19 protein-coding genes are annotated in these 19,045 nt (G+C 59.4%); 12 read left to right on the top strand and 7 right to left on the bottom strand.

Features of this window, described 5'->3' with window-relative positions; translation table 11 throughout:
* Window positions 1-11 precede the first annotated feature (11 nt).
* The 3 genes from ACZ9BX_RS30435 to ACZ9BX_RS30425 all read right to left on the bottom strand — a co-directional run bounded on the left by ACZ9BX_RS30435 (window position 12) and on the right by ACZ9BX_RS30425 (window position 3,501).
* Entirely contained in the window at window positions 12-458 is a 447-nt protein-coding gene (locus tag ACZ9BX_RS30435) for a pseudoazurin (RefSeq protein ID WP_132565517.1), read from the bottom strand.
* A 357-nt stretch (window positions 459-815) separates the two neighbouring features.
* The gene (locus tag ACZ9BX_RS30430; RefSeq protein WP_132565972.1) at window positions 816-2,741 is read right to left on the bottom strand and encodes a hybrid sensor histidine kinase/response regulator; all 1,926 of its coding nucleotides are present in this window, start codon (window positions 2,739-2,741) and stop codon (window positions 816-818) included.
* 28 nt (window positions 2,742-2,769) lie between these two features.
* Window positions 2,770-3,501, bottom strand: coding sequence for a Crp/Fnr family transcriptional regulator (locus tag ACZ9BX_RS30425; protein WP_476221977.1), 732 nt, complete (start codon window positions 3,499-3,501; stop codon window positions 2,770-2,772).
* A 276-nt stretch (window positions 3,502-3,777) separates the two neighbouring features.
* Between ACZ9BX_RS30425 and ccoN the strand changes: the two genes are divergently transcribed.
* The 9 genes from ccoN (at window position 3,778) to ccoS (ending at window position 12,038) form a co-directional block, all read left to right on the top strand.
* Window positions 3,778-5,394 carry a cytochrome-c oxidase, cbb3-type subunit I gene (gene ccoN / locus ACZ9BX_RS30420; RefSeq protein ID WP_476221976.1) on the top strand — a complete coding sequence of 539 codons (1,617 nt, stop codon included), beginning with the start codon at window positions 3,778-3,780 and terminating at the stop codon, window positions 5,392-5,394.
* A gap of 9 nt (window positions 5,395-5,403) precedes the next feature.
* Complete coding sequence (gene ccoO / locus ACZ9BX_RS30415; RefSeq protein WP_476221974.1) at window positions 5,404-6,135, top strand: cytochrome-c oxidase, cbb3-type subunit II; 732 nt, start codon at window positions 5,404-5,406, stop codon at window positions 6,133-6,135.
* Between the two features lie 10 nt (window positions 6,136-6,145).
* Entirely contained in the window at window positions 6,146-6,298 is a 153-nt protein-coding gene (locus tag ACZ9BX_RS30410) for a CcoQ/FixQ family Cbb3-type cytochrome c oxidase assembly chaperone (RefSeq protein WP_027509756.1), read from the top strand.
* Between the two features lies 1 nt (window position 6,299).
* Window positions 6,300-7,163: a cytochrome-c oxidase, cbb3-type subunit III gene (ccoP, locus tag ACZ9BX_RS30405; RefSeq protein ID WP_476221972.1), complete on the top strand. Its 864-nt coding sequence runs from the start codon at window positions 6,300-6,302 to the stop codon at window positions 7,161-7,163.
* Window positions 7,164-7,173: 10 nt separating this feature from the next.
* The gene (locus tag ACZ9BX_RS30400) at window positions 7,174-7,362 is read left to right on the top strand and encodes a hypothetical protein (RefSeq protein WP_027509758.1); all 189 of its coding nucleotides are present in this window, start codon (window positions 7,174-7,176) and stop codon (window positions 7,360-7,362) included.
* A gap of 161 nt (window positions 7,363-7,523) precedes the next feature.
* A complete protein-coding gene (gene ccoG / locus ACZ9BX_RS30395) occupies window positions 7,524-9,101 on the top strand; it encodes a cytochrome c oxidase accessory protein CcoG (protein WP_476221970.1) in 1,578 nt (525 codons plus the stop codon).
* Window positions 9,098-9,595, top strand: a complete 498-nt coding sequence (locus ACZ9BX_RS30390) for a FixH family protein (protein WP_476221969.1) — start codon at window positions 9,098-9,100, stop codon at window positions 9,593-9,595. Before ccoG ends, ACZ9BX_RS30390 begins: the two co-directional genes overlap by 4 nt.
* Window positions 9,592-11,883, top strand: coding sequence for a cation-translocating P-type ATPase (locus ACZ9BX_RS30385; protein ID WP_476221967.1), 2,292 nt, complete (start codon window positions 9,592-9,594; stop codon window positions 11,881-11,883). Before ACZ9BX_RS30390 ends, ACZ9BX_RS30385 begins: the two co-directional genes overlap by 4 nt.
* Entirely contained in the window at window positions 11,880-12,038 is a 159-nt protein-coding gene (gene ccoS, locus ACZ9BX_RS30380; protein WP_063829594.1) for a cbb3-type cytochrome oxidase assembly protein CcoS, read from the top strand. Before ACZ9BX_RS30385 ends, ccoS begins: the two co-directional genes overlap by 4 nt.
* A 46-nt stretch (window positions 12,039-12,084) precedes the next feature.
* Here ccoS and ACZ9BX_RS30375 read toward each other — a convergent pair whose 3' ends face one another.
* Window positions 12,085-12,747 carry a Crp/Fnr family transcriptional regulator gene (locus ACZ9BX_RS30375; RefSeq protein WP_476221966.1) on the bottom strand — a complete coding sequence of 221 codons (663 nt, stop codon included), beginning with the start codon at window positions 12,745-12,747 and terminating at the stop codon, window positions 12,085-12,087.
* A 246-nt stretch (window positions 12,748-12,993) separates the two neighbouring features.
* On the opposite strand from ACZ9BX_RS30375, the gene ACZ9BX_RS30370 reads away from it, so the two are divergent.
* From ACZ9BX_RS30370 to hemA, 3 genes are all read left to right on the top strand, one after another.
* The gene (locus ACZ9BX_RS30370) at window positions 12,994-13,722 is read left to right on the top strand and encodes a response regulator (RefSeq protein ID WP_476223090.1); all 729 of its coding nucleotides are present in this window, start codon (window positions 12,994-12,996) and stop codon (window positions 13,720-13,722) included.
* Window positions 13,723-13,881: 159 nt separating this feature from the next.
* Window positions 13,882-14,349 carry a cytochrome c maturation protein CcmE gene (ccmE, locus tag ACZ9BX_RS30365; RefSeq protein WP_476221965.1) on the top strand — a complete coding sequence of 156 codons (468 nt, stop codon included), beginning with the start codon at window positions 13,882-13,884 and terminating at the stop codon, window positions 14,347-14,349.
* Window positions 14,350-14,450: 101 nt separating this feature from the next.
* Complete coding sequence (gene hemA, locus ACZ9BX_RS30360) at window positions 14,451-15,665, top strand: 5-aminolevulinate synthase (protein ID WP_476221964.1); 1,215 nt, start codon at window positions 14,451-14,453, stop codon at window positions 15,663-15,665.
* Between the two features lie 61 nt (window positions 15,666-15,726).
* Here hemA and ACZ9BX_RS30355 read toward each other — a convergent pair whose 3' ends face one another.
* The 3 genes from ACZ9BX_RS30355 to ACZ9BX_RS30345 all read right to left on the bottom strand — a co-directional run bounded on the left by ACZ9BX_RS30355 (window position 15,727) and on the right by ACZ9BX_RS30345 (window position 18,808).
* Window positions 15,727-16,119 carry a DUF779 domain-containing protein gene (locus ACZ9BX_RS30355; protein ID WP_476221963.1) on the bottom strand — a complete coding sequence of 131 codons (393 nt, stop codon included), beginning with the start codon at window positions 16,117-16,119 and terminating at the stop codon, window positions 15,727-15,729.
* Between the two features lie 69 nt (window positions 16,120-16,188).
* Entirely contained in the window at window positions 16,189-17,697 is a 1,509-nt protein-coding gene (adh, locus tag ACZ9BX_RS30350) for an aldehyde dehydrogenase (RefSeq protein WP_476221961.1), read from the bottom strand.
* 151 nt (window positions 17,698-17,848) lie between these two features.
* Complete coding sequence (locus ACZ9BX_RS30345) at window positions 17,849-18,808, bottom strand: GAF domain-containing protein (protein WP_476221959.1); 960 nt, start codon at window positions 18,806-18,808, stop codon at window positions 17,849-17,851.
* Window positions 18,809-19,045 lie beyond the last annotated feature (237 nt).

Raw genomic sequence — 19,045 nt, 5'->3', positions numbered from 1 at the left:
CCTAAGCGGGATTATTGGGTGATCTTGGCGATGTCCGCATCGAGGCGCTTGCGGACCATGTTCGGAAGCTTTGCTATCTTAACGGCTTCAAGATTTGCGGGCGCATCACCAACTTGGATTAGGGCGACCATTCCCATGGCGACGTGCGGCGTGCACTTGATCACATAGGCGCCGGGCGCATCGAACTTGATCTGAACCTGCTCGCTTGCCTTCGATTTGAATGCAGCGGCGCCCTCCGGGATCAGGCCCTTGAAGGACTCGACATTGTGAGATTTGTCAGTCGGGACGAAAGTGATTGTGTCGCCAGGGGCGATCCTGGTGAAGCTCGGCTCAAACACCATGGCGCCGGCAGCACCCTTGTTGAGCATCTGCACCTGGTGGTCGGCTGCCATCAGCGGCATGGTGGTAGCAGCAAGCACGGCCGTCGCGGCAAAAAGACCCGCAAATATCGAGCGCATTTCATATCTCCTAGTTGAACGATGGCCGAACTGGCCGTCGGCTGCTGTGATACGCCTGCTGCACGGGTGCTTCTTTGATGTTGGTCAAATAGAGCCATCAACGCCCACGCAGATGATCACCGCGACCGGCCGAACGCTGAGGGGAACGTGCTTAAAATATTTGAAGGACGGAGCCGACCCGCATGGCCATAGACAGATCGGCGTGCCTGTCTTGGCCCTCGGGTGGGCCGGCGGCCCGACCGTTCGCTCGGATTTTGGAATCGTGAGTGGCTTGTGGATTGCGGGCGCTGACGGTCCGCTTCGCACACCGCTGCGAGCGCGCTTCATTTATCGGCGCGCTGGACAGTCAAAGGATAGTCAGTCCAGCAGCTCGCGAACCCGCACGGCGAGATCCTTTGCCGTATAGGGCTTGCGCAGCCAACTGCCGGGCGTTGCAAATTCGCGACCGCCGAGGCCCGGTTCAGCGTAACCCGATGTAAAGAGGATCTTCAGGTCGGAGCGCATGACGCGCGCCTCCTTGGCAAGTTCGTCGCCTGTCATGCCGCCGGGCATGACAATGTCTGTGAACAGAAGGGCAATCGTGGGATCTTCGGCGAGAATCTCCAACGCCGTCTGAGCATTGTTCGCCTCGACGACCTTGTAGCCCATCGACGACAGGCGCGCGACCGCGACCCGCCGCACGCGTGCATCGTCCTCGACCACCAGCACCGTCTCGGCGCCGCCCGGCAGCACATCGCGCGCTTCTGGTCTCGTTTCGGAGGCCTCAACTTTTGCCGCAGCTGCCTGTACCCAGGGAAGATAGATGCGGATCGTCGTGCCGCGCCCGAGCTCGCTGTAGAGCTGCAGATGACCGCCCGACTGCTTCACGAAGCCGTAGACCATGCTGAGGCCGAGGCCTGAACCGGAACCAACATCCTTGGTGGTGAAGAACGGCTCAAAGGCGTGTTCCTTGACTTCATCCGACATGCCGACGCCTGTATCGGTGACGGAAATGAGAACGAAGTTTCCGGTGCGCACCTGCGGATACATCTTCGCGTAGTCTGCATCGAGATAGACACGCTTGATCTCCGTTGTCAGGCTGCCACCGCGCGGCATCGCGTCGCGTGCATTCAGCGCAATGTTCAAAAGCGCGTTCTGCAGCTGGGAACTGTCGACCAGCACATTGTGATTTGAGCCGACAATGACCGTCTTCAGGTCGATATTTTCGCCAAGCGTCCGCCGCAACAGATCGGAGAAGCTCGATACCAGCTGCCCGAGGTCCGCAAGCGTTGGATTGAGAGGCTGGCGGCGCCCGAACGCCAAAAGTTGCTCCGTCAGCTTTGCGCCATCGCCGGCTGCGTCCTGCGCCTCGCGCAGCAGCACACTGAGCGGCCCCTCCGGAAGCTTCGCTTCGATCATTTCGAGATTACCGCTGATTACCGTCAGAAGATTGTTGAAGTCATGGGCAATCCCCCCAGTTAGTTGCCCGACGGCTTCCATCTTCTGCGCCTGCCTGAGATCTTCCTCGATCTTGTACCGGCCTGTCAGATCGCGGACGAAGCCGGTAAATATCCGCTCGCCGTTTGCGGTGGTCTCACCGACATGAAGCTCCATCGGGAATTTCGAACCATCGGCCCGTTGACCCGTCACCACGCGGCCGTAGCCGATAATGCGGCGCTCGCCCGTCCTGATATAGTGCGAAATATAACCATCGTGGGCATCACGATCGGGGTTCGGCATCAAGTTGCTGATATTCCGGCCGCAGATGGCGTCTGCTTTGATACCGAAGAGCTTTTCTGCGGCAGTGCTGAAAGAGATAACAATTCCGCGCTCGTCGATGACGATCATCGCTTCGGGAACCGTTGCGAGAATGGAGCGGAGGTGGGCCTCGCGCGCGTTGACGTCGCTTTCGGCCCGCTTCAGGTCGCTGATGTCATTATTGGTCTGGATGATGACCGCTTCGCCGTCGGAAAGATTCACCGCCATGCAGCGCGACGTGACATAGACATCATAGCCGTCCTTGTGACGATGGGTGATTTCGCCCTGCCAGTAACCTTGCTGACGCAGCTGCTCGCTGACGCTTTCGCGCGGCTCGGGAACCTGCGAAGCAAGCAGGTCGTCAACCGCTTTGCCGACAGCCTCCTCACGCGTCCAGCCGTACATGTTTTCGCAACCGGCCGACCATTCGGTGATGATGCCGTCAAAGCCGTGCACGATGATGTTGTTGGCGCCGCCCATGATGCGGACGATGGCGTCGAGTTCTTGCTTTGATGCTGTGCGCGGTGAAATGAAGCGATGCGGCATAGTGTTCAACTCGTTTGTCCCGAGCCCGTTAGTGAATACTGCAGCTATGGCAATTTTCCAGAGAGAAATCATCCCCATTGCCGGACAATTGAATGAGACGCTTCAGACTCAGGATCTTCACGTCGTGGCGTCCAACCGGGACGAGAATGTTCCGGCTCGCGAGCTTGCTGATGGTGCGCGATACCGTCTCGATGGTGAGGCCCAGATAATCGGCGATATCGAGCCTGTTCATCGGCAGCGTCACGAGGTCGCCTGCCGCGTTTGTCATGTCACGAGAGATGAGCTGGAGCAGGAAACTGCACAAGCGCTCTTCTGCATTCTTCTTCGACAACAGCACCATCTGATCGTGAGCGGCAGCCATTTCCTGGCACAGCAGCGATATGAAATCGGGACGCAGACAGGCGGAGCGGGAAATTTCATCGTGGAAATTCTTCCGCGCGATGCGGCGGATCTTGCAATCCGTGACGGCTTCGGCGGTGTAGAGATAGCGCTCCTGGAGCGAGGTGCCGACGAGATCGCCCGGATACAGAAAGGCCGTGATGACGCGCCGGCCGTCGCCGATGATGCGGTAAAGCCGCACGACGCCTTCGACGAGTTCAAAAAGGTGGTTGGCAGCATCGCCTTCCCAGAACAGAGCCTTGCCGGTTTGAAGCACTTCTTGCGGAATGGAATGAAAAAGTGATTTCAGGGACATCTGCCCCGAATTGTCAGTCACCGAGCCCTTGACGGCTTCGAACGCGATATTTTTTTGCATCAACATTTTTGAACCCTCTGTCCCGTTTGATGAGGGCAGTAAAAATGGTTCGCGTCACATGCGAATGCTCGCAGCGTGCGCATTGGTGCGAAAGTGTAAAAGTTTGTGACAGCACACCGGTTCGCTTTGGAACCCATAAAAATCAGCGTGCGCCCGCCGCCTACATTGCGATCGTTGACATAGATCAAGGATCGGCCCCGACGCTCGTGTCAGCTCTGCCCGTACAAGATCGGAATGATGATTGCGCTTTTGTGCGATCGTCTGTGCTTGGGGACGGCGACAATGAATTATACGACTGAAACTGCGGTGATCGCCGTTTGCGCGTTTTTTGCCCTGCTCGGGGCGGCTTTCGCGCATGATCACCTTTTTGCGGCGCACATGTGGGTGCTGTTCTTCGTGCTGATGGGAAGCACGCTTGTGCTTCTCCGCCGCGTTAATTTCGCACCGGCTGCCCAGCGGCCGAAGCCAGCTTCGTCCGAATATTTTGACGACGTTGTTCGGTATGGTGTCATCGCCACCGTATTTTGGGGCGTGGTCGGCTTTCTCGTTGGGGTCGTCGTCGCGCTTCAGCTCGCCTATCCCGATCTGAACATCGCTCCGTATTTCAACTTTGGGCGCCTGCGGCCGGTCCACACATCCGCTGTCGTTTTCGCTTTCGGCGGCAACGCGTTGATTGCCACGTCCTTCTATGTCGTCCAGAGAACCTGTCGGGCCCGCCTCTTCGGCGGCAACCTCGGCTGGTTCGTATTTTGGGGCTACCAGCTCTTCATCGTCATGGCCGCGACTGGCTATCTCTTGGGTATCACCGAGGGGCGGGAATACGCGGAGCCTGAATGGTATGTCGACATCTGGCTGACGATCGTCTGGGTCGCTTATCTGCTCGCATTCCTCGGGACGCTTTTGAAGCGCAAGGAACCGCACATCTATGTCGCGAACTGGTTCTACCTCGGTTTCATCGTCACGGTGGCGATGCTGCATGTAGTCAATAACCTCTCGATGCCGGTCTCCTTGCTCGGCTCGAAGAGCTATTCAGCATTCTCCGGCGTTCAGGACGCTTTGACCCAGTGGTGGTACGGCCATAACGCAGTCGGCTTCTTCCTGACCGCTGGCTTCCTGGGCATGATGTATTACTTCGTACCGAAGCAGGCGAACCGGCCGGTCTACTCCTATCGCCTTTCGATCATCCACTTCTGGGCCCTGATCTTCATGTATATCTGGGCCGGTCCGCATCATTTGCACTATACGGCGCTGCCGGATTGGGCGCAGACGCTCGGCATGGTCTTTTCCGTCATGCTCTGGATGCCGTCGTGGGGCGGCATGATCAACGGCCTGATGACGCTTTCGGGCGCCTGGGACAAGATCCGCACAGACCCGATCATCCGCATGATGATCATGGCAATCGCCTTTTACGGAATGTCGACCTTCGAAGGTCCCATGATGTCGGTCAAGGCTGTCAACTCGCTCAGCCACTATACGGAATGGACGATCGGTCACGTCCACTCGGGCGCACTCGGCTGGGTCGGGATGATCACCTTCGGTGCCATCTATTACCTGACGCCGAAGCTTTGGGGACAGGAGCGTCTCTATAGCTTGCGCATGGTCAACTGGCATTTCTGGCTCGCGACGCTTGGCATCGTCATTTACGCCGCCGTGCTTTGGGTTGCCGGCATCCAGCAGGGCCTGATGTGGCGCGAATATAATAGCCAGGGCTTCCTCGTCTATTCCTTCGCCGAGACCGTCGCTGCAATGTTCCCATACTACCTGCTGCGAGCCGTGGGTGGCGCTCTGTACCTCGCGGGCGGTCTGATCATGGCATTCAATGTCTACATGACCATCCGTGGTTACCAACGCAACGAGGCACCGATGCCAGGTGCTCTCGTCGCCCAGCCTGCAGAGTGAGGAACGACCATGTCGATACTTGAGAAACACCAGATCATAGAAAAGAACGCGACGCTCCTGCTGGTGGGATCACTCCTGGTTGTGAGCGTCGGCGGCATCGTTGAAATCGCACCACTGTTCTACCTGCAGAACACGATCGAAAAGGTGGAGGGGATGCGTCCCTATACGCCGCTGGAGCTGGCCGGCCGCAATATCTACGTCCGCGAGGGCTGCTACGTCTGCCACAGCCAAATGATCCGGCCATTCCGCGACGAAGTCGAACGCTACGGACATTATTCGCTCGCCGCCGAATCTATGTACGACCATCCCTTCCAATGGGGTTCAAAGCGTACCGGACCTGACCTTGCACGCGTGGGTGGTCGCTATTCGAATGAATGGCAGGTCCAGCACCTCGCCGATCCGCGCGCGGTCGTGCCGGAATCGATCATGCCGAGCTACGCCTTTCTCAAGACCAACGAGGTCGCGGTCAAGGATGTCGGGATGGATCTCAAGGCAAACGGAATTGTCGGTGTGCCCTACACGCCGGACATGATCGCCAACGCCGAGGCCGATATGAAAATGCAGGCCGATCCGAACGGCGACACCACAGCGCTGCTCGAACGTTATCCGAAGGCCAAGACAGGCGACTTCGACGGCGACCCTTCGAAGCTGACGGAGATGGACGCGTTGGTGGCTTACCTACAGATGCTTGGCACCTTGGTCGACTATTCGACCTATGACGATGCAACCGGATATCGCTGAGGAACGCGCCATGGAAACATACACCGCAATGCGCCACTTCGCCGACAGTTGGGGCCTTCTTGCCATGACCCTGTTCTTCATCGGCGTCGTCCTTTTCACGCTCCGTCCAGGCAGCAGGGAAAGCGCCAATGAAGCCGCAAGCATACCCTTGAAGGATGACTGATATGTCGGACAAACATGTTGATGAACTCAGCGGCGTCGAAACCACCGGGCATGAATGGGACGGTATCCGCGAGCTGAACAATCCCATGCCGCGGTGGTGGGTCTGGACGTTCTATGCGACGATCTTGTGGGCGGTGGGATATGCCATCGCTTATCCTTCCATTCCACTTTTGACCAAGGCCACCGATGGGCTGCTCGGCTTTTCGAGCCGCGCCGATCTTACGCAGGAGGTGGAGACGGCAATGTCAGTCCAGACCATGTATCTGGACCAGATCGCCGCAAAGGCGGTCGGCGAAATCGACGCGGATGCCAATCTGCGGCAATTCGCCATCTCCGGCGGCGCTTCGGCGTTCAAGGTCAACTGCGCGCAGTGCCACGGCAGTGGCGCAGCCGGTGGCCCGGGATTCCCGAATCTGAATGACGACGATTGGCTATGGGGCGGCGATCTTGAATCAATCCGAAAGACCATCGCCCATGGCGTCCGTTTCGACGGTGACAGCGACACCCATGTGTCCGAGATGCCGGCGTTTGCTGATATCCTCGATGCCACGCAGACCCGCAATGTCGCTGCCTATGTCTGGAGCTTGACAAAAACGCCTTCCGATCCGGAGATTGCAAAGGCCGGGAAACAGCCTTATCTCGACAATTGCGCGGCCTGTCACGGGGAAGACGGCAAGGGCAACATCGACATGGGAGCGCCCAATCTGGCTGATGCCATCTGGTTGAAGGGGGAGGGCGAAGAAGCAGTCGCCCGCCAGATCAGCGCGCCGAAACACGGAATGATGCCGGCCTGGTCCGCCCGCCTCGGCGATACGACCGTCAAGGAACTCACCGTCTTCGTCCATTCCTTGGGCGGTGGAAAATAGGGGCTCAATCATGTCGACACACGATAGCAATCCGCTGATCTCACTCTATGGAACACCGCGCTCGGTCGTCCACACGCGCGTCTCCGTCCGGGCCAAAGTGCCTGTCACGGCAGACGAAGAAAAGGAAGAATCCGAAAAACTTGGCCAAGCGATGATCAGTTTGACTTGCCTCAAGGATCATTCGACCACAAGCCGCTAATAAGCAGACGTCCCCTGCAGGGCTCTCCCTCTGCAGTTCCCTCCTGGCCACGCCTTTGGGCGTGGCTTTTTGCATTTGTCGTTCGGCCTGCTTCTTGACCTACGTCAAGGAAGGCGGCGCTGCGGAATGCGACAAGGGCGCATCAATGACGGATGCTGATCATGAACCTCTACACCGCCCCGAACCCGAGCGACAACAAGACCGTCGAACATCTTCACGTAGAGCCGGTCAACGCGGCGCGCAATCGTCAGCCACTTTATGCCGCGCGCAAGAAGGTCTTTCCCAAGAGGGCGGAAGGCCGTTTCCGGCGGTTCAAATGGATCGTGATGCTGATCACGCTCGGGATCTATTATCTCTCACCGTGGCTTCGGTGGGACAGAGGTCCTTACGCGCCCGATCAGGCGGTCCTGGTCGATCTGTCGTCCCGCCGTTTCTTCTTTTTTTTCATCGAGATCTGGCCGCAGGAATTCTCCTACGTGGCCGGCCTGCTTGTCATGGCGGGCTTCGGCTTGTTCCTGGTGACTTCCGCGGTCGGGAGAGCATGGTGTGGCTATGCCTGTCCCCAGACGGTATGGGTCGATCTGTTTCTCGTCATTGAGCGCGCCATCGAGGGCGATCGCAACGCTCGAATCAAGCTCGACAATGCGCCATGGAGCGCCGGCAAGCTGGTGAAGCGCGTCACCAAACACGCGAGTTGGCTTGTCGTCGCTGCTGCAACCGGGGGCGCCTGGATTTTCTACTTTGCCGATGCGCCAACGCTGGCGCTGAGTTTTCTGAAAGGCCAAGCGCCGTCGGTCGCCTATGCAACCGTCGCAACGCTCACTGCAACCACCTATGTGCTTGGCGGGCTGATGCGCGAGCAGGTCTGCACCTACATGTGCCCGTGGCCCCGTATCCAGGGCGCGATGCTCGATGAAAACTCCCTTGTCGTCACCTACAATGACTGGCGCGGCGAGCCACGCTCCCGCCATGCCAAGAAGGCGGCCCTCTCGGGCCAGGCCGTTGGCGACTGCGTCGATTGCAACGCCTGCGTGGCCGTCTGTCCCATGGGCATCGACATCCGCGACGGCCAGCAAATGGAATGCATCACCTGCGCGCTTTGCATCGATGCCTGCGATGGCGTCATGGACAAGCTGAACAAGCCGCGCGGCCTCATCGCCTATGCGACGCTGAGCGAATATGCAGCCAACATGGCGCTTGCTACCGACAACGGGAAAACCGGCGTGCAGCCCCAGCGCGTTCGCGACGACGGCGGAGACTTCGTCGCAGCAGTCCGGCATTTCAATTGGCGCGTCATCTTCAGGCCTCGCGTGATCTTCTATGCAGCCGTCTGGGCAGCGGCAGGGGTCGGTATGCTCGTCCATCTCGCACTGCGCGAGCGGCTTGACCTCAACGTCGCGCACGACAGAAACCCGCAGTTCGTGCTGGAATCAGATGGCTCAGTCCGCAACGGTTACACGCTTCGCATTCTCAACATGCTGCCGCAGCCTCGCACGATTGCGTTGCATCTCGAAGGAATGGACGGCGCGACGATGAGGATTCCGGAACTATCGACAGGGGAAGGCCGGAAATTCATGATCGAAACGAAGCCCGACACGGCAATGGCGCTCAAGGTCTTCGTCACAGCCAAGAATGCCACCAGTGCGGTCAGCGAATTTCTCTTCGTGGCCAACGACCCGGCAGGCACGGATAGCTCGGTCTACAAAGCCGCCTTCAATGCACCAGGAGCCAGGAAATGAGCGACTATCCGATCACCGGCGGCAAAGGCTTTACCGGCCGACATATGCTCCTCATCATGCTTACCTTCTTTGGCATCATTATTGCCGTCAACATGACGATGGCCTGGTACGCCTCATCGAGCTGGAGCGGGCTCGTGGTGAAAAACACCTATGTGGCGAGCCAGGAATTCAACAAGAAGGCGGAGGCAATACGCGCTATGGCCATGAGCGGCGTTTCTGGCAAGTTCGCGCTTCATGACGGGCTGATCGTCTATGAGCTGCACAATCGCGACGGTTCCCCCGCCGCTGCTGACGCGATCACGGCGCATTTCAAGCGGCCGGTCGGGGACCACGAGGACTTCGTCATCGAATTGCCGAAGAGCCATGACGGCCATTTCGAGGCGCGCCATCGCATCCTGTCGGGCGACTGGATTGTTGAAGTCATTTCGAAGAATCAGGGCACGACCGTGATGCACGAGGCCCTGAGGATCAATACCGCGGGGTTCGTCCAATGACATGCTGCACCATGGATGCCGAAGGCGTGCTGTCGCTGAGCAGCAACGCGATAAGCGCCGCGGAGGCGCTGCTCGCCAGCCAGCCGCTGGGCTCCGGTCTCAGGCAATCGGATTTCAGCGTGCCGGGTGTCCACTGCGGTGCCTGCATTTCCACGATCGAAAAGGCGCTGACGCGGCTGCCTTATGTCAAGAGCGCGCGTGTGAATCTCACGGCAAAGCGCGTTAGCTGCGTGTGGTACGAGGAGACGGACGGCAAGTCGGTCAATCCAGCCGGCATCCTGTCTGCGATCACGGCCTGCGGCTATCACGCGCATCTGTTCACGGCTGACTTGAGGGACGACGACCGCGTTCGCAACCAGCTTCTGCTCGCAGTCGGCGTCTCCGGCTTTGCAGCGGCAAACATCATGCTGCTATCCGTATCGATCTGGTCTGGGGCCGAGGCCGCAACGCGCGACATGTTCCATTGGATATCGGCAATGATCGCAGCGCCCACGCTGATCTATGCCGGACGTTTCTTCTATCAGTCCGCATGGAATGCTCTGAAGCACGGCCGCACCAACATGGATGTGCCGATATCGCTTGCCGTGACGCTGTCCTATTCGATGTCGCTCTGGGAAACGATCCACCATGGAGAACACGCCTGGTTCGATGCATCGGTATCTTTGCTGTTTTTCCTGTTGATCGGCCGCACGCTCGATCACGTCATGCGCGACAAGGCACGCGCGGCAATCACCGGCCTGGCGCGGCTTGCCCCGCGCGGCGCGCTGCTGATCAACCCGGACGGCTCGAAGCGTTACGCACCGGTGGACGAAATCAATGTCGGCGATCTGATCGCCGTGCCGGCCGGCGAGCGCATTCCTGTCGATGCCACCGTCGTTGCCGGCCAGAGCGAGGTCGACCTGTCGATTGTCACGGGCGAAAGCACTCCGATGGCGGTGTCGGCGGGTGCCGAACTGAAATCCGGCGCGATGAACCTGATGGGCTCGTTGACGATCAGGGCAGCAGCGACTGCAAAGAACTCGTTGCTGGCCGAGATCATCGGCTTGATGGAAGCCGCAGAGGGCGGGCGGGCCCGCTACCGGCGCATCGCCGATCGTGCTGCGAGCTACTACTCGCCGGCCGTTCATCTTCTGGCGCTGATATCCTTTCTCGGCTGGGGCCTGATCGGCGGCGACTGGAAGCAAGCGATGCTGGTTGCCGTCGCCGTCTTGATCATCACCTGCCCCTGCGCGCTGGGCCTGGCGGTTCCCGTTGTTCAGGTCGTGGCTGCCGGGACCCTGTTCCGACGGGGCATCATGGTCAAGGACGGTTCGGCCATGGAACGCTTGGCCGAGATCGATATGGTCGCGTTCGACAAGACCGGAACCTTGACGATGGGCCGGCCCCGTCTCGCCCACCGCACCGATGCCGGTGCTTACGAATTGGCCATCGCCGCTGGTCTTGCAGCCCATTCCCGGCATCCGTTGTCACAAGCCCTTTTACGCGAAGCTGGGCTACATGCCCTGCCTTTTGATGCGGTCAAGGAGATCCCGGGCGCTGGGCTGGAAGCCGGGACCGGGAATGGAATCTACCGTCTCGGCAACGCGGCCTTCGCTTGCCCTGAAAGGCCACGACGCGCACAACAGAGCGAGGCTTTCTCCGAGGTCGTCCTATCGAAGGACGGGATCGAGCTCGCACGCTTTTACTTCGAGGATACGTTGCGGCCGGGTGCTGATGGCACGATCAAGAGCCTTGCGCGTCAGGGGCTTGCCGTAGTTGTGATGTCGGGCGACCGGGAATGCGTCGTTGAGGCGACGGCGAAGACGCTTGAAATTGATCGCTGGCTGGCGGGATTGACGCCCCGGGGGAAGATGGTGGAATGCGAACGGCTGGGCAAGCTTGGCCATCGCGTCCTGATGGTCGGTGACGGCATCAATGATGCACCGGCACTTTCGGTAGCCCATGTCTCGATCGCGCCGGCGACAGCGGCAGATGTCGGTAGGCAGGCAGCAGACCTCGTCTTCCTGCATGACAGTCTGGAGGCCGTGCCCGAGGCGATTTCCGTGTCGCGCCGCGCGGCTCGGTTCATTCGGCAGAACTTCGCGCTGGCGATCGGCTACAACATCATTGCCGTGCCGATCGCGATTGCGGGCTACGCGACGCCCCTGGTTGCAGCCGTGGCGATGTCGACATCGTCGCTCATCGTGGTCGCAAATGCCCTGCGTCTGAACGACAGAGCGAAGGTAGCCGGCAGGCGACATCCCGCCCGCAATACGAAGCGTTCGACAGTGGAGGTCGTTTCGCCATGAACATGTTGATCTACCTCATTCCGATCGCTCTGTTCATGGGCGGCTTGGGCCTTTTTGGTTTTCTCTGGTCTCTGAAGAACGGCCAATATGACGATCTCGAAGGCGCGTCATGGCGCATCCTCGATGACGAGGATGAAAAGATGCCCCGGCCTTAAGGCTATGACGAATGCCAAGAGTTGGCGGATCGCCGCCGGCGCTATTCTACATCTGGCGCAGAGCGGCGATATCGTCGATCCGCACCGTTCTGCCTCTGACAGTGACGCCTGCTTTCTTGAGCGAGCCGAATGCACGCGAAAGCGCTTCCGGCGCAAGGCCTAGCTTGCCGGCGAGCAAGCTCTTTTGATAGGGGAGGCGAACGGTTTCGCTTGGTTTGCCAGGCGAACATTGGCTTAGAAGATAGTTGGCAACCCGCTGAGGGGCGGTCTGCAAACGGTCGCTGGCCACGCATTCCATCGTCACAAGCAGATGATCGGCCATCAGTTGCATGATGTTCCTGTCCAGAGCGCGATCCTCTTCCGCGAGCCGCCTCACGCCGTCGAGGTTGAAGCGTGCAAGCACAATATTATCTGCCGCTTGAGCATTGTAGGCATATTTGCCACCGCCACCGATCAGACACTCGGCGAAGGTGTCGCGCGGTTCACAGATCCTGATGTCTGCGGCGCGGCCGACCTCATTCGTCTTGAACAAGCGAACATAGCCTTGGATCACGCAAAAGAACGCGTCGGCTCTTTGGCTTTCCCGGACGATGAAATCACGCGGCTCAAACCTGATAATCTCTGCGTGCTTGAGCAGCATGTTGGCAGTGTTGCTGCCTAGCCCGGCAAAGAGTTTTGAACGCGCCAATACGGAGGTCTCGACGGACATTTTCCTACCCTCGGTGAATTCCAAATCTGATTTAACCTGCGTGAGCGAGCTCCTGTTTGATTTTGATCAACCGCATGCGCGAGAAAAGCATGCAAAACTGGACTTTTCGTAGTCCTTGCAAACCGCTTGGCCATTCTTTTGGGAGAAGCGAGACTGTTGCGTTCCCATTTCCCGAGAAATTCGATAATCAGGGAAAGCAACTGGGTTCGCGGCTGTCTTCTCGGAAAAGCTCGAGGGAATATAGAAATGACGGATAAGCAATCCGAGCATATTTTAGTCGTCGATGACGACGCCCGGATTCGGCAGATGCTGATCCGCTATTTTGAAGACGAAGGATATCGGGTCACGGCCGTCGCCGATGGGACCGCCATGCACGCTGAGCTGGCTAAGACAGACTTTACGGCCATTTTCCTCGATCTGGTTTTGCCTGGCGGCCAAAACGGGCTTCAGCTGGTGCGGGAAGTCCGCGCAAATTCGGACGTGCCGATCTTAATGCTCACCGGCCGCGACGATGTGACCGACAAAGTCGTAGGCCTCGAAGTCGGAGCCGATGATTACATCGCCAAGCCATTCCACCTTCGCGAAGTTCTTGCCCGGCTGAGAACCGTGTTGCGCCGCCGCCAGCCTGCCGAACGCCCGGCGGGACCGCAGGCCGGTGACGAGGGTGTCCTGGTGTTCGATGGATGGCAACTCCACATCCATCGGCGCAAGTTAACGGACCCTTCCGGAAAAGACAAAGCGCTGACAACCGGTGAATTCGATATGCTTCTCGTCTTTGCGCGCAACCCCGGCCGGGTTCTCTCTCGCGAAACCTTGATGGACCTCACACGCAGCCGCAACCTCGAAGCATTCGATCGAACGATCGATGCACAAATTGCCAGGCTACGCCGAAAAATCGAACTGGACCCCAAGAACCCGACGATCATCCAGTCCGTCCGCGGCATCGGCTATGTGTTTACCGGTGGCGGCCACTAGTAGCAATCGCAGCGTCAGATTTATTTGACGACGGTCAATGTTGGTCGCGGTCGAAGTCCGTATATCCTTCCAAAAGGGGACAACTCCCTATGGCGAAGAGGGCAGGCAGCTGATTGCGCTGGGACGCGAGCTCGGCGTTGCGGCCGAGGGGGAGACGGAATGACGCGCAAGCAGAAGCGTCTGGCGGTGATCGGCGGCGGCATGGGCTTCATCCTTGCCGCGGTGCTGCTCGTCATGTTCGCCTTCAGCCAGTCGGTCGCCTATTTCTACATGCCGGCCGATCTCGCCAGGACGCCGGTCGCACCCGAGACGCGCATCCGCCTCGGGGGGCTGGTTGGCGAGGGCAGCGTCGTGCGCGGCGCCGGCTCCACGGTGGAATTTGCCGTCACCGACGGCAGCGGCGATGCCGTGAAGGTCAGATACACCGGCATCCTGCCCGACCTGTTCCGCGAGGGGCAGGGCGTGGTGACCGAAGGCAAGTTTGCGGCCGGCAGCCGGGAGTTCATCGCCGACACGGTGCTTGCCAAGCACGACGAGAAATACATGCCCAAGGACGTCGCCGATCGGCTGAAGGCGCAGGGTTTCTGGCAGGAAAGCAAGGGGCAGGAAGGCGAGGGCACGCCATGATCATCGAGAACCGGATGACGGTCTAACTTGATTTATGTCAAAACCACCGTGTCCGGCATGCGCTATGTCCGTCGGCACCTGGTGGATACTGGAGCACATGCATGGATTTCGAAGTTTTTTTTAGGAGCGAGCTGGACGGGCTTCACGCCGAAGGCCGCTACCGCGTTTTTGCCGATCTCGAGCGTCACCGCGGCCACTTTCCGCGCGCCACGCGCCATACGGCGGACGGTGCGAAGGACGTCACCGTCTGGTGCTCCAACGACTATCTCGGCATGAGCCAGAACCCGAAGGTGATCGAGGCGATGAAGAACGCCATCGACCACTGTGGCGCGGGTGCGGGAGGCACCCGGAATATCTCTGGCACCACCCACTACCACGTCCTGCTCGAGCGCGAGCTGGCCGACCTGCACGGCAAGGAAGCGGCACTGATCTTCACCTCCGGCTACGTCTCCAACTGGGCAAGCCTTGGCACGCTCGGCGCCAAAATCCCCGGGCTGATCATCTTCTCCGACGCGCTGAACCATGCCTCGATGATCGAGGGCATCCGCCATGCGAAGTGCGGCAAGGTGATCTGGAAGCACAACGACGTGGCCGATCTCGAAGCCAAGCTGGCGGCCGCCGATCCGAAGGCACCGAAGCTGATCGCGTTTGAATCCGTCTATTCGATGGATGGCGATATCGCGCCGATCAAGGAGATCTGCGACCTGGCCGACAAGTATGGCGCCATGACCTATCTCGACGAAGTCCATGCCGTCGGCATGTACGGCCCGCGCGGCGGCGGCATTGCCGAGCGCGAAGGGCTGATGGACCGGCTGACGGTGATCGAAGGCACGCTCGGCAAGGCCTTCGGCGTCATGGGTGGCTATATCGCCGCCTCGGCGGCACTGTGCGACTTCATCCGCTCGTTTGCCTCCGGCTTCATCTTCACGACGGCGCTGCCGCCGGCGCTGGCGGCCGGTGCGGTGGCCTCGATCCAGCACCTGAAGGTCAGCCAGATCGAGCGCGCCCGCCATCAGGACCGGGTGCGCAAGCTCCGAACGCTGCTCGATCAGCGCGGCATTCCGCATATGCCGAACCCGAGCCATATCGTGCCGGTGGTGGTCGGCGATGCGGCGAAGTGCAAATGGATCTCCGATATCCTGCTCGACAATTTCGGCGTCTATGTCCAGCCGATCAACTATCCGACGGTGCCGAAGAAGACCGAGCGGCTGCGCATCACCCCGACGCCGCTGCATTCCGATGCCGACATCGAACAACTGGTCACGGCACTCCATTCGCTCTGGTCGCGCTGCGCGCTGGCAAGGCAAGTCGCGTAAGATCTGAAAATGTTCGCCGCTCTCATCGCTTTTGTTCGAGAGGCGGCTCCCGATCTACTTGTCAAGTTGCGCGCTTGGTAAGGCTCGGAAGACCACAGACCTCGCCGCCGCCGAACAGCCGCGAGCGGGTGAGGAAACGCTTCTCGCGGCCGTTGTCGAGCGAGAACATACCGCCGCGGCCGGGTACGACATCGATGATCAGCTGCGTGTGTTTCCAGGCCTCGAACTGGCTGGCGCTGATATAAACGGGTACGCCACCAATCTCACCAAGCCTCACGTCCGTCTCCCCGACACGGAATTCGCCCGCCGGATAACACATCGGCGAGGACCCGTCGCAACAGCCGCCGGACTGGTGGAAAAGGATGTCGGGATGATCGCGGCGGATTTCATCGATGAGAGCCAGCGCCGCATCGGTCGCAAGAACGCGCGGTTCGCCATTGACGGTCGCCTCCATGATTTCCTCCTAGCCAAAAGCCTCCTCCCCGGAAGGGGAGAAGGCAGCCATTTGTGATCAATCCGGTTCTCAAAAGAAGCCGAGTGCCTTCGGGCTGTAGCTCACCAGCATGTTCTTGGTCTGCTGGTAGTGGTCGAGCATCATCTTGTGCGTCTCGCGGCCGATGCCGGACTGCTTGTAGCCGCCGAATGCCGCATGCGCCGGATAAGCGTGGTAGCAATTCGTCCAGACGCGGCCGGCCTGGATTTCGCGTCCGAAGCGGTAGGCGCGGTTTCCGTCACGCGTCCAGACTCCTGCACCGAGGCCGTAAAGCGTGTCGTTGGCGATCTCCAGCGCTTCCTCATCGTCCTTGAAGGTCGTGACAGATACCACAGGGCCGAAAATCTCCTCCTGGAAGACGCGCATCTTGTTGTGGCCCTTGAAGATCGTCGGCTTGACATAATAGCCATTGGCCAATTCGCCGCCGAGATCGTTTTGGGTGCCGCCAGTCAACACCTCGGCGCCTTCCTGCTTACCGATATCGAGATAGGCAAGGATCTTTTCGAGTTGCTCCGCCGAGGCCTGTGCACCGATCATCGTTGCACTGTCGAGCGGATTGCCCTGTTTGATCGCTTCGACGCGCTTGAGCGCCTTTTCCATGAAGCGGTCGTAGATCGATTCCTGAATGAGGGCGCGGCTCGGGCAGGTGCAGACCTCGCCCTGGTTCAGGGCGAACATCGCAAAGCCTTCGAGCGCCTTGTCGAGGAAATCGTCATCATCGGCCATGACGTCGGCAAAGAAGATGTTCGGCGACTTGCCGCCGAGTTCGAGCGTGACCGGAATGAGGTTCTGGCTGGCATATTGCATGATCAGCCGGCCGGTCGAGGTCTCGCCGGTGAAGGCGATCTTGGCGATGCGCGGGCTGGTGGCGAGCGGCTTTCCGGCCTCCAGGCCAAAACCATTGACGATGTTGAGCACTCCTGGCGGCAGCAGATCGCCGACGAGTTCTGCCCAGACGAGAAGCGAGGCGGGCGTTTGTTCCGCCGGCTTGATCACGACGCAATTGCCTGCGGCAAGCGCCGGAGCGAGCTTCCAGGCGGCCATCAGGATCGGGAAATTCCACGGGATGATCTGGCCGACGACGCCAAGCGGCTCATGGAAATGATAAGCGATGGTATCGTGATCGACCTCGCCGATCGAGCCTTCCTGCGCGCGGATGCAGGCGGCAAAATAACGGAAGTGATCCACGGCAAGCGGGATGTCGGCAGCCATCGTTTCGCGGATCGGCTTGCCGTTGTCCCACGTTTCGGCCTGGGCAAGCAACTCGAGCTTGTCCTCCATGCGCTGCGCGATCTTCATCAGAATGTTTGAGCGTTCGGTAGCCGAAGTTCTAGCCCATTGATCCTTAGCAGCGTGGGCGGCATCAAGCGCCGCATTGATATCCTTTTCGTCGGAGCGCGGGATTTCGCAGAGCTTGCCGCCCGTGACCGGCGTGACGTTGTCGAAATACCTGCCGCCGATGGGCTCGCGCCATTCGCCGCCAATATAGTTGCCGTATTTCAGCTTGAATGGTGATTCAACGATCTTTTGATGCAGCATGTCATCCTCCCAAGATGAGCCAGGTTCAGGAGCGAACCGATGGAAGGAGTCTGCGCGTGTTTTATCGATTGCAACAGGCTCCCGGCGCATTGCTGCAGTGCACAGTGTCGCAACGCTGCGACAGGATTACTCTTTAGAGGGAAGGGGGCGCTCAGTGAAGGTTGAGCCTCTTCATCTTCCGATGAAGTGTGGCGCGGCTCATGCCAAGATTGATCGCGGCCTGCGAAACATTGCCGTTGGTCCGGGTCAGCGCACGCAACAGGGCTGCACGTTCTGCTTCCAAGAGAACGTCGCCGGTAGCCGCACCGCTTTCATGAAGCGCATCGGCCGCTGGAACACCTGCGGCGATCCGCCGGTCATCCAGCTTGAGTGCCAGCCGGGCCGCGCGCGTCGCGCCGAGCACAAGATCATGCTTGTCGACCGCAAGCAATGCCGCTGCAGAATTCGCGCCCGATGGCACCATCAGGAAGCGTGCGCCGGCAAAGGCACTGCGGAAGATATTGAGTTCGATGCGGATGGCAGCGTCGCGGACCGCCTGTGACAGGATCGACAGCGTCATTTCATTGACGTCGTCACGGCAAGTGGAAATATCGAGCGCGGCGGCCAGTTGACCGCGATGGTCGCGGATCGGCGCAGTCGTGCAACTGAGACGGATATTGGAGCAGAAGAAATGCTGGTCGCGGAAAATTGCGACGGCACGCTCGTCTGCAAGCGCCGTGCCGATACCGTTTGTGCCAATGCTTGCTTCAGTCCAGACAGACCCGGTCCAGAGGCCGAGATCGCCAAACTCCTTGTCGTCACCGGCAGAGCCGCGCCGCTCCAGCGCGATGCCATTGCGATCCGTCAGCAGCAAGCAGCAACCGGCCCTCCCGACGGTCGCGAAAAGCCGGTCGAGTTCGTCCGTCGCGTCCTTGATCAATTGATCCGATTGCTCGCGTGCAAGCTGGAATTCAAAATCAGTCAGCCGCACAGGCGTGCGTTTGTCTTCCGGGGCAAGCTGATGCATGGTCATGCAGCGCCGCCAGGAAGCCACGATTGGAGAATTTGCTGCAGCGGAATTCTGCTGCGCGCACGTATAGACGTGATCCGCATGCGCGGAATATTCGTGCATCGGCTCCTCCCACGGAACACGAGAGTAAACTGACCTAAATGCGCGTCTTTTGCAATTCTGCTAAATTGCGATGACTTCCGAATGGCCAATCCAAACTGTCGCAAGATTGCGACAGTCTGGAGATGCCGCCGAAGCCACAGCGTCCTCGCAAATCGATGTTTCCGGGAAGCAGTGAACAAGACGCGAGATCGATCAACTTTGATTCCGGTCAAAGTCGATCGGATTTACTGTGAATAT

It is taken from the genome of Rhizobium sp. USDA 3886 (assembly GCF_056279785.1).
Note: the sequence above shows the minus strand (reverse complement) of the source record. Positions and strands in the feature narration are given on the sequence as shown.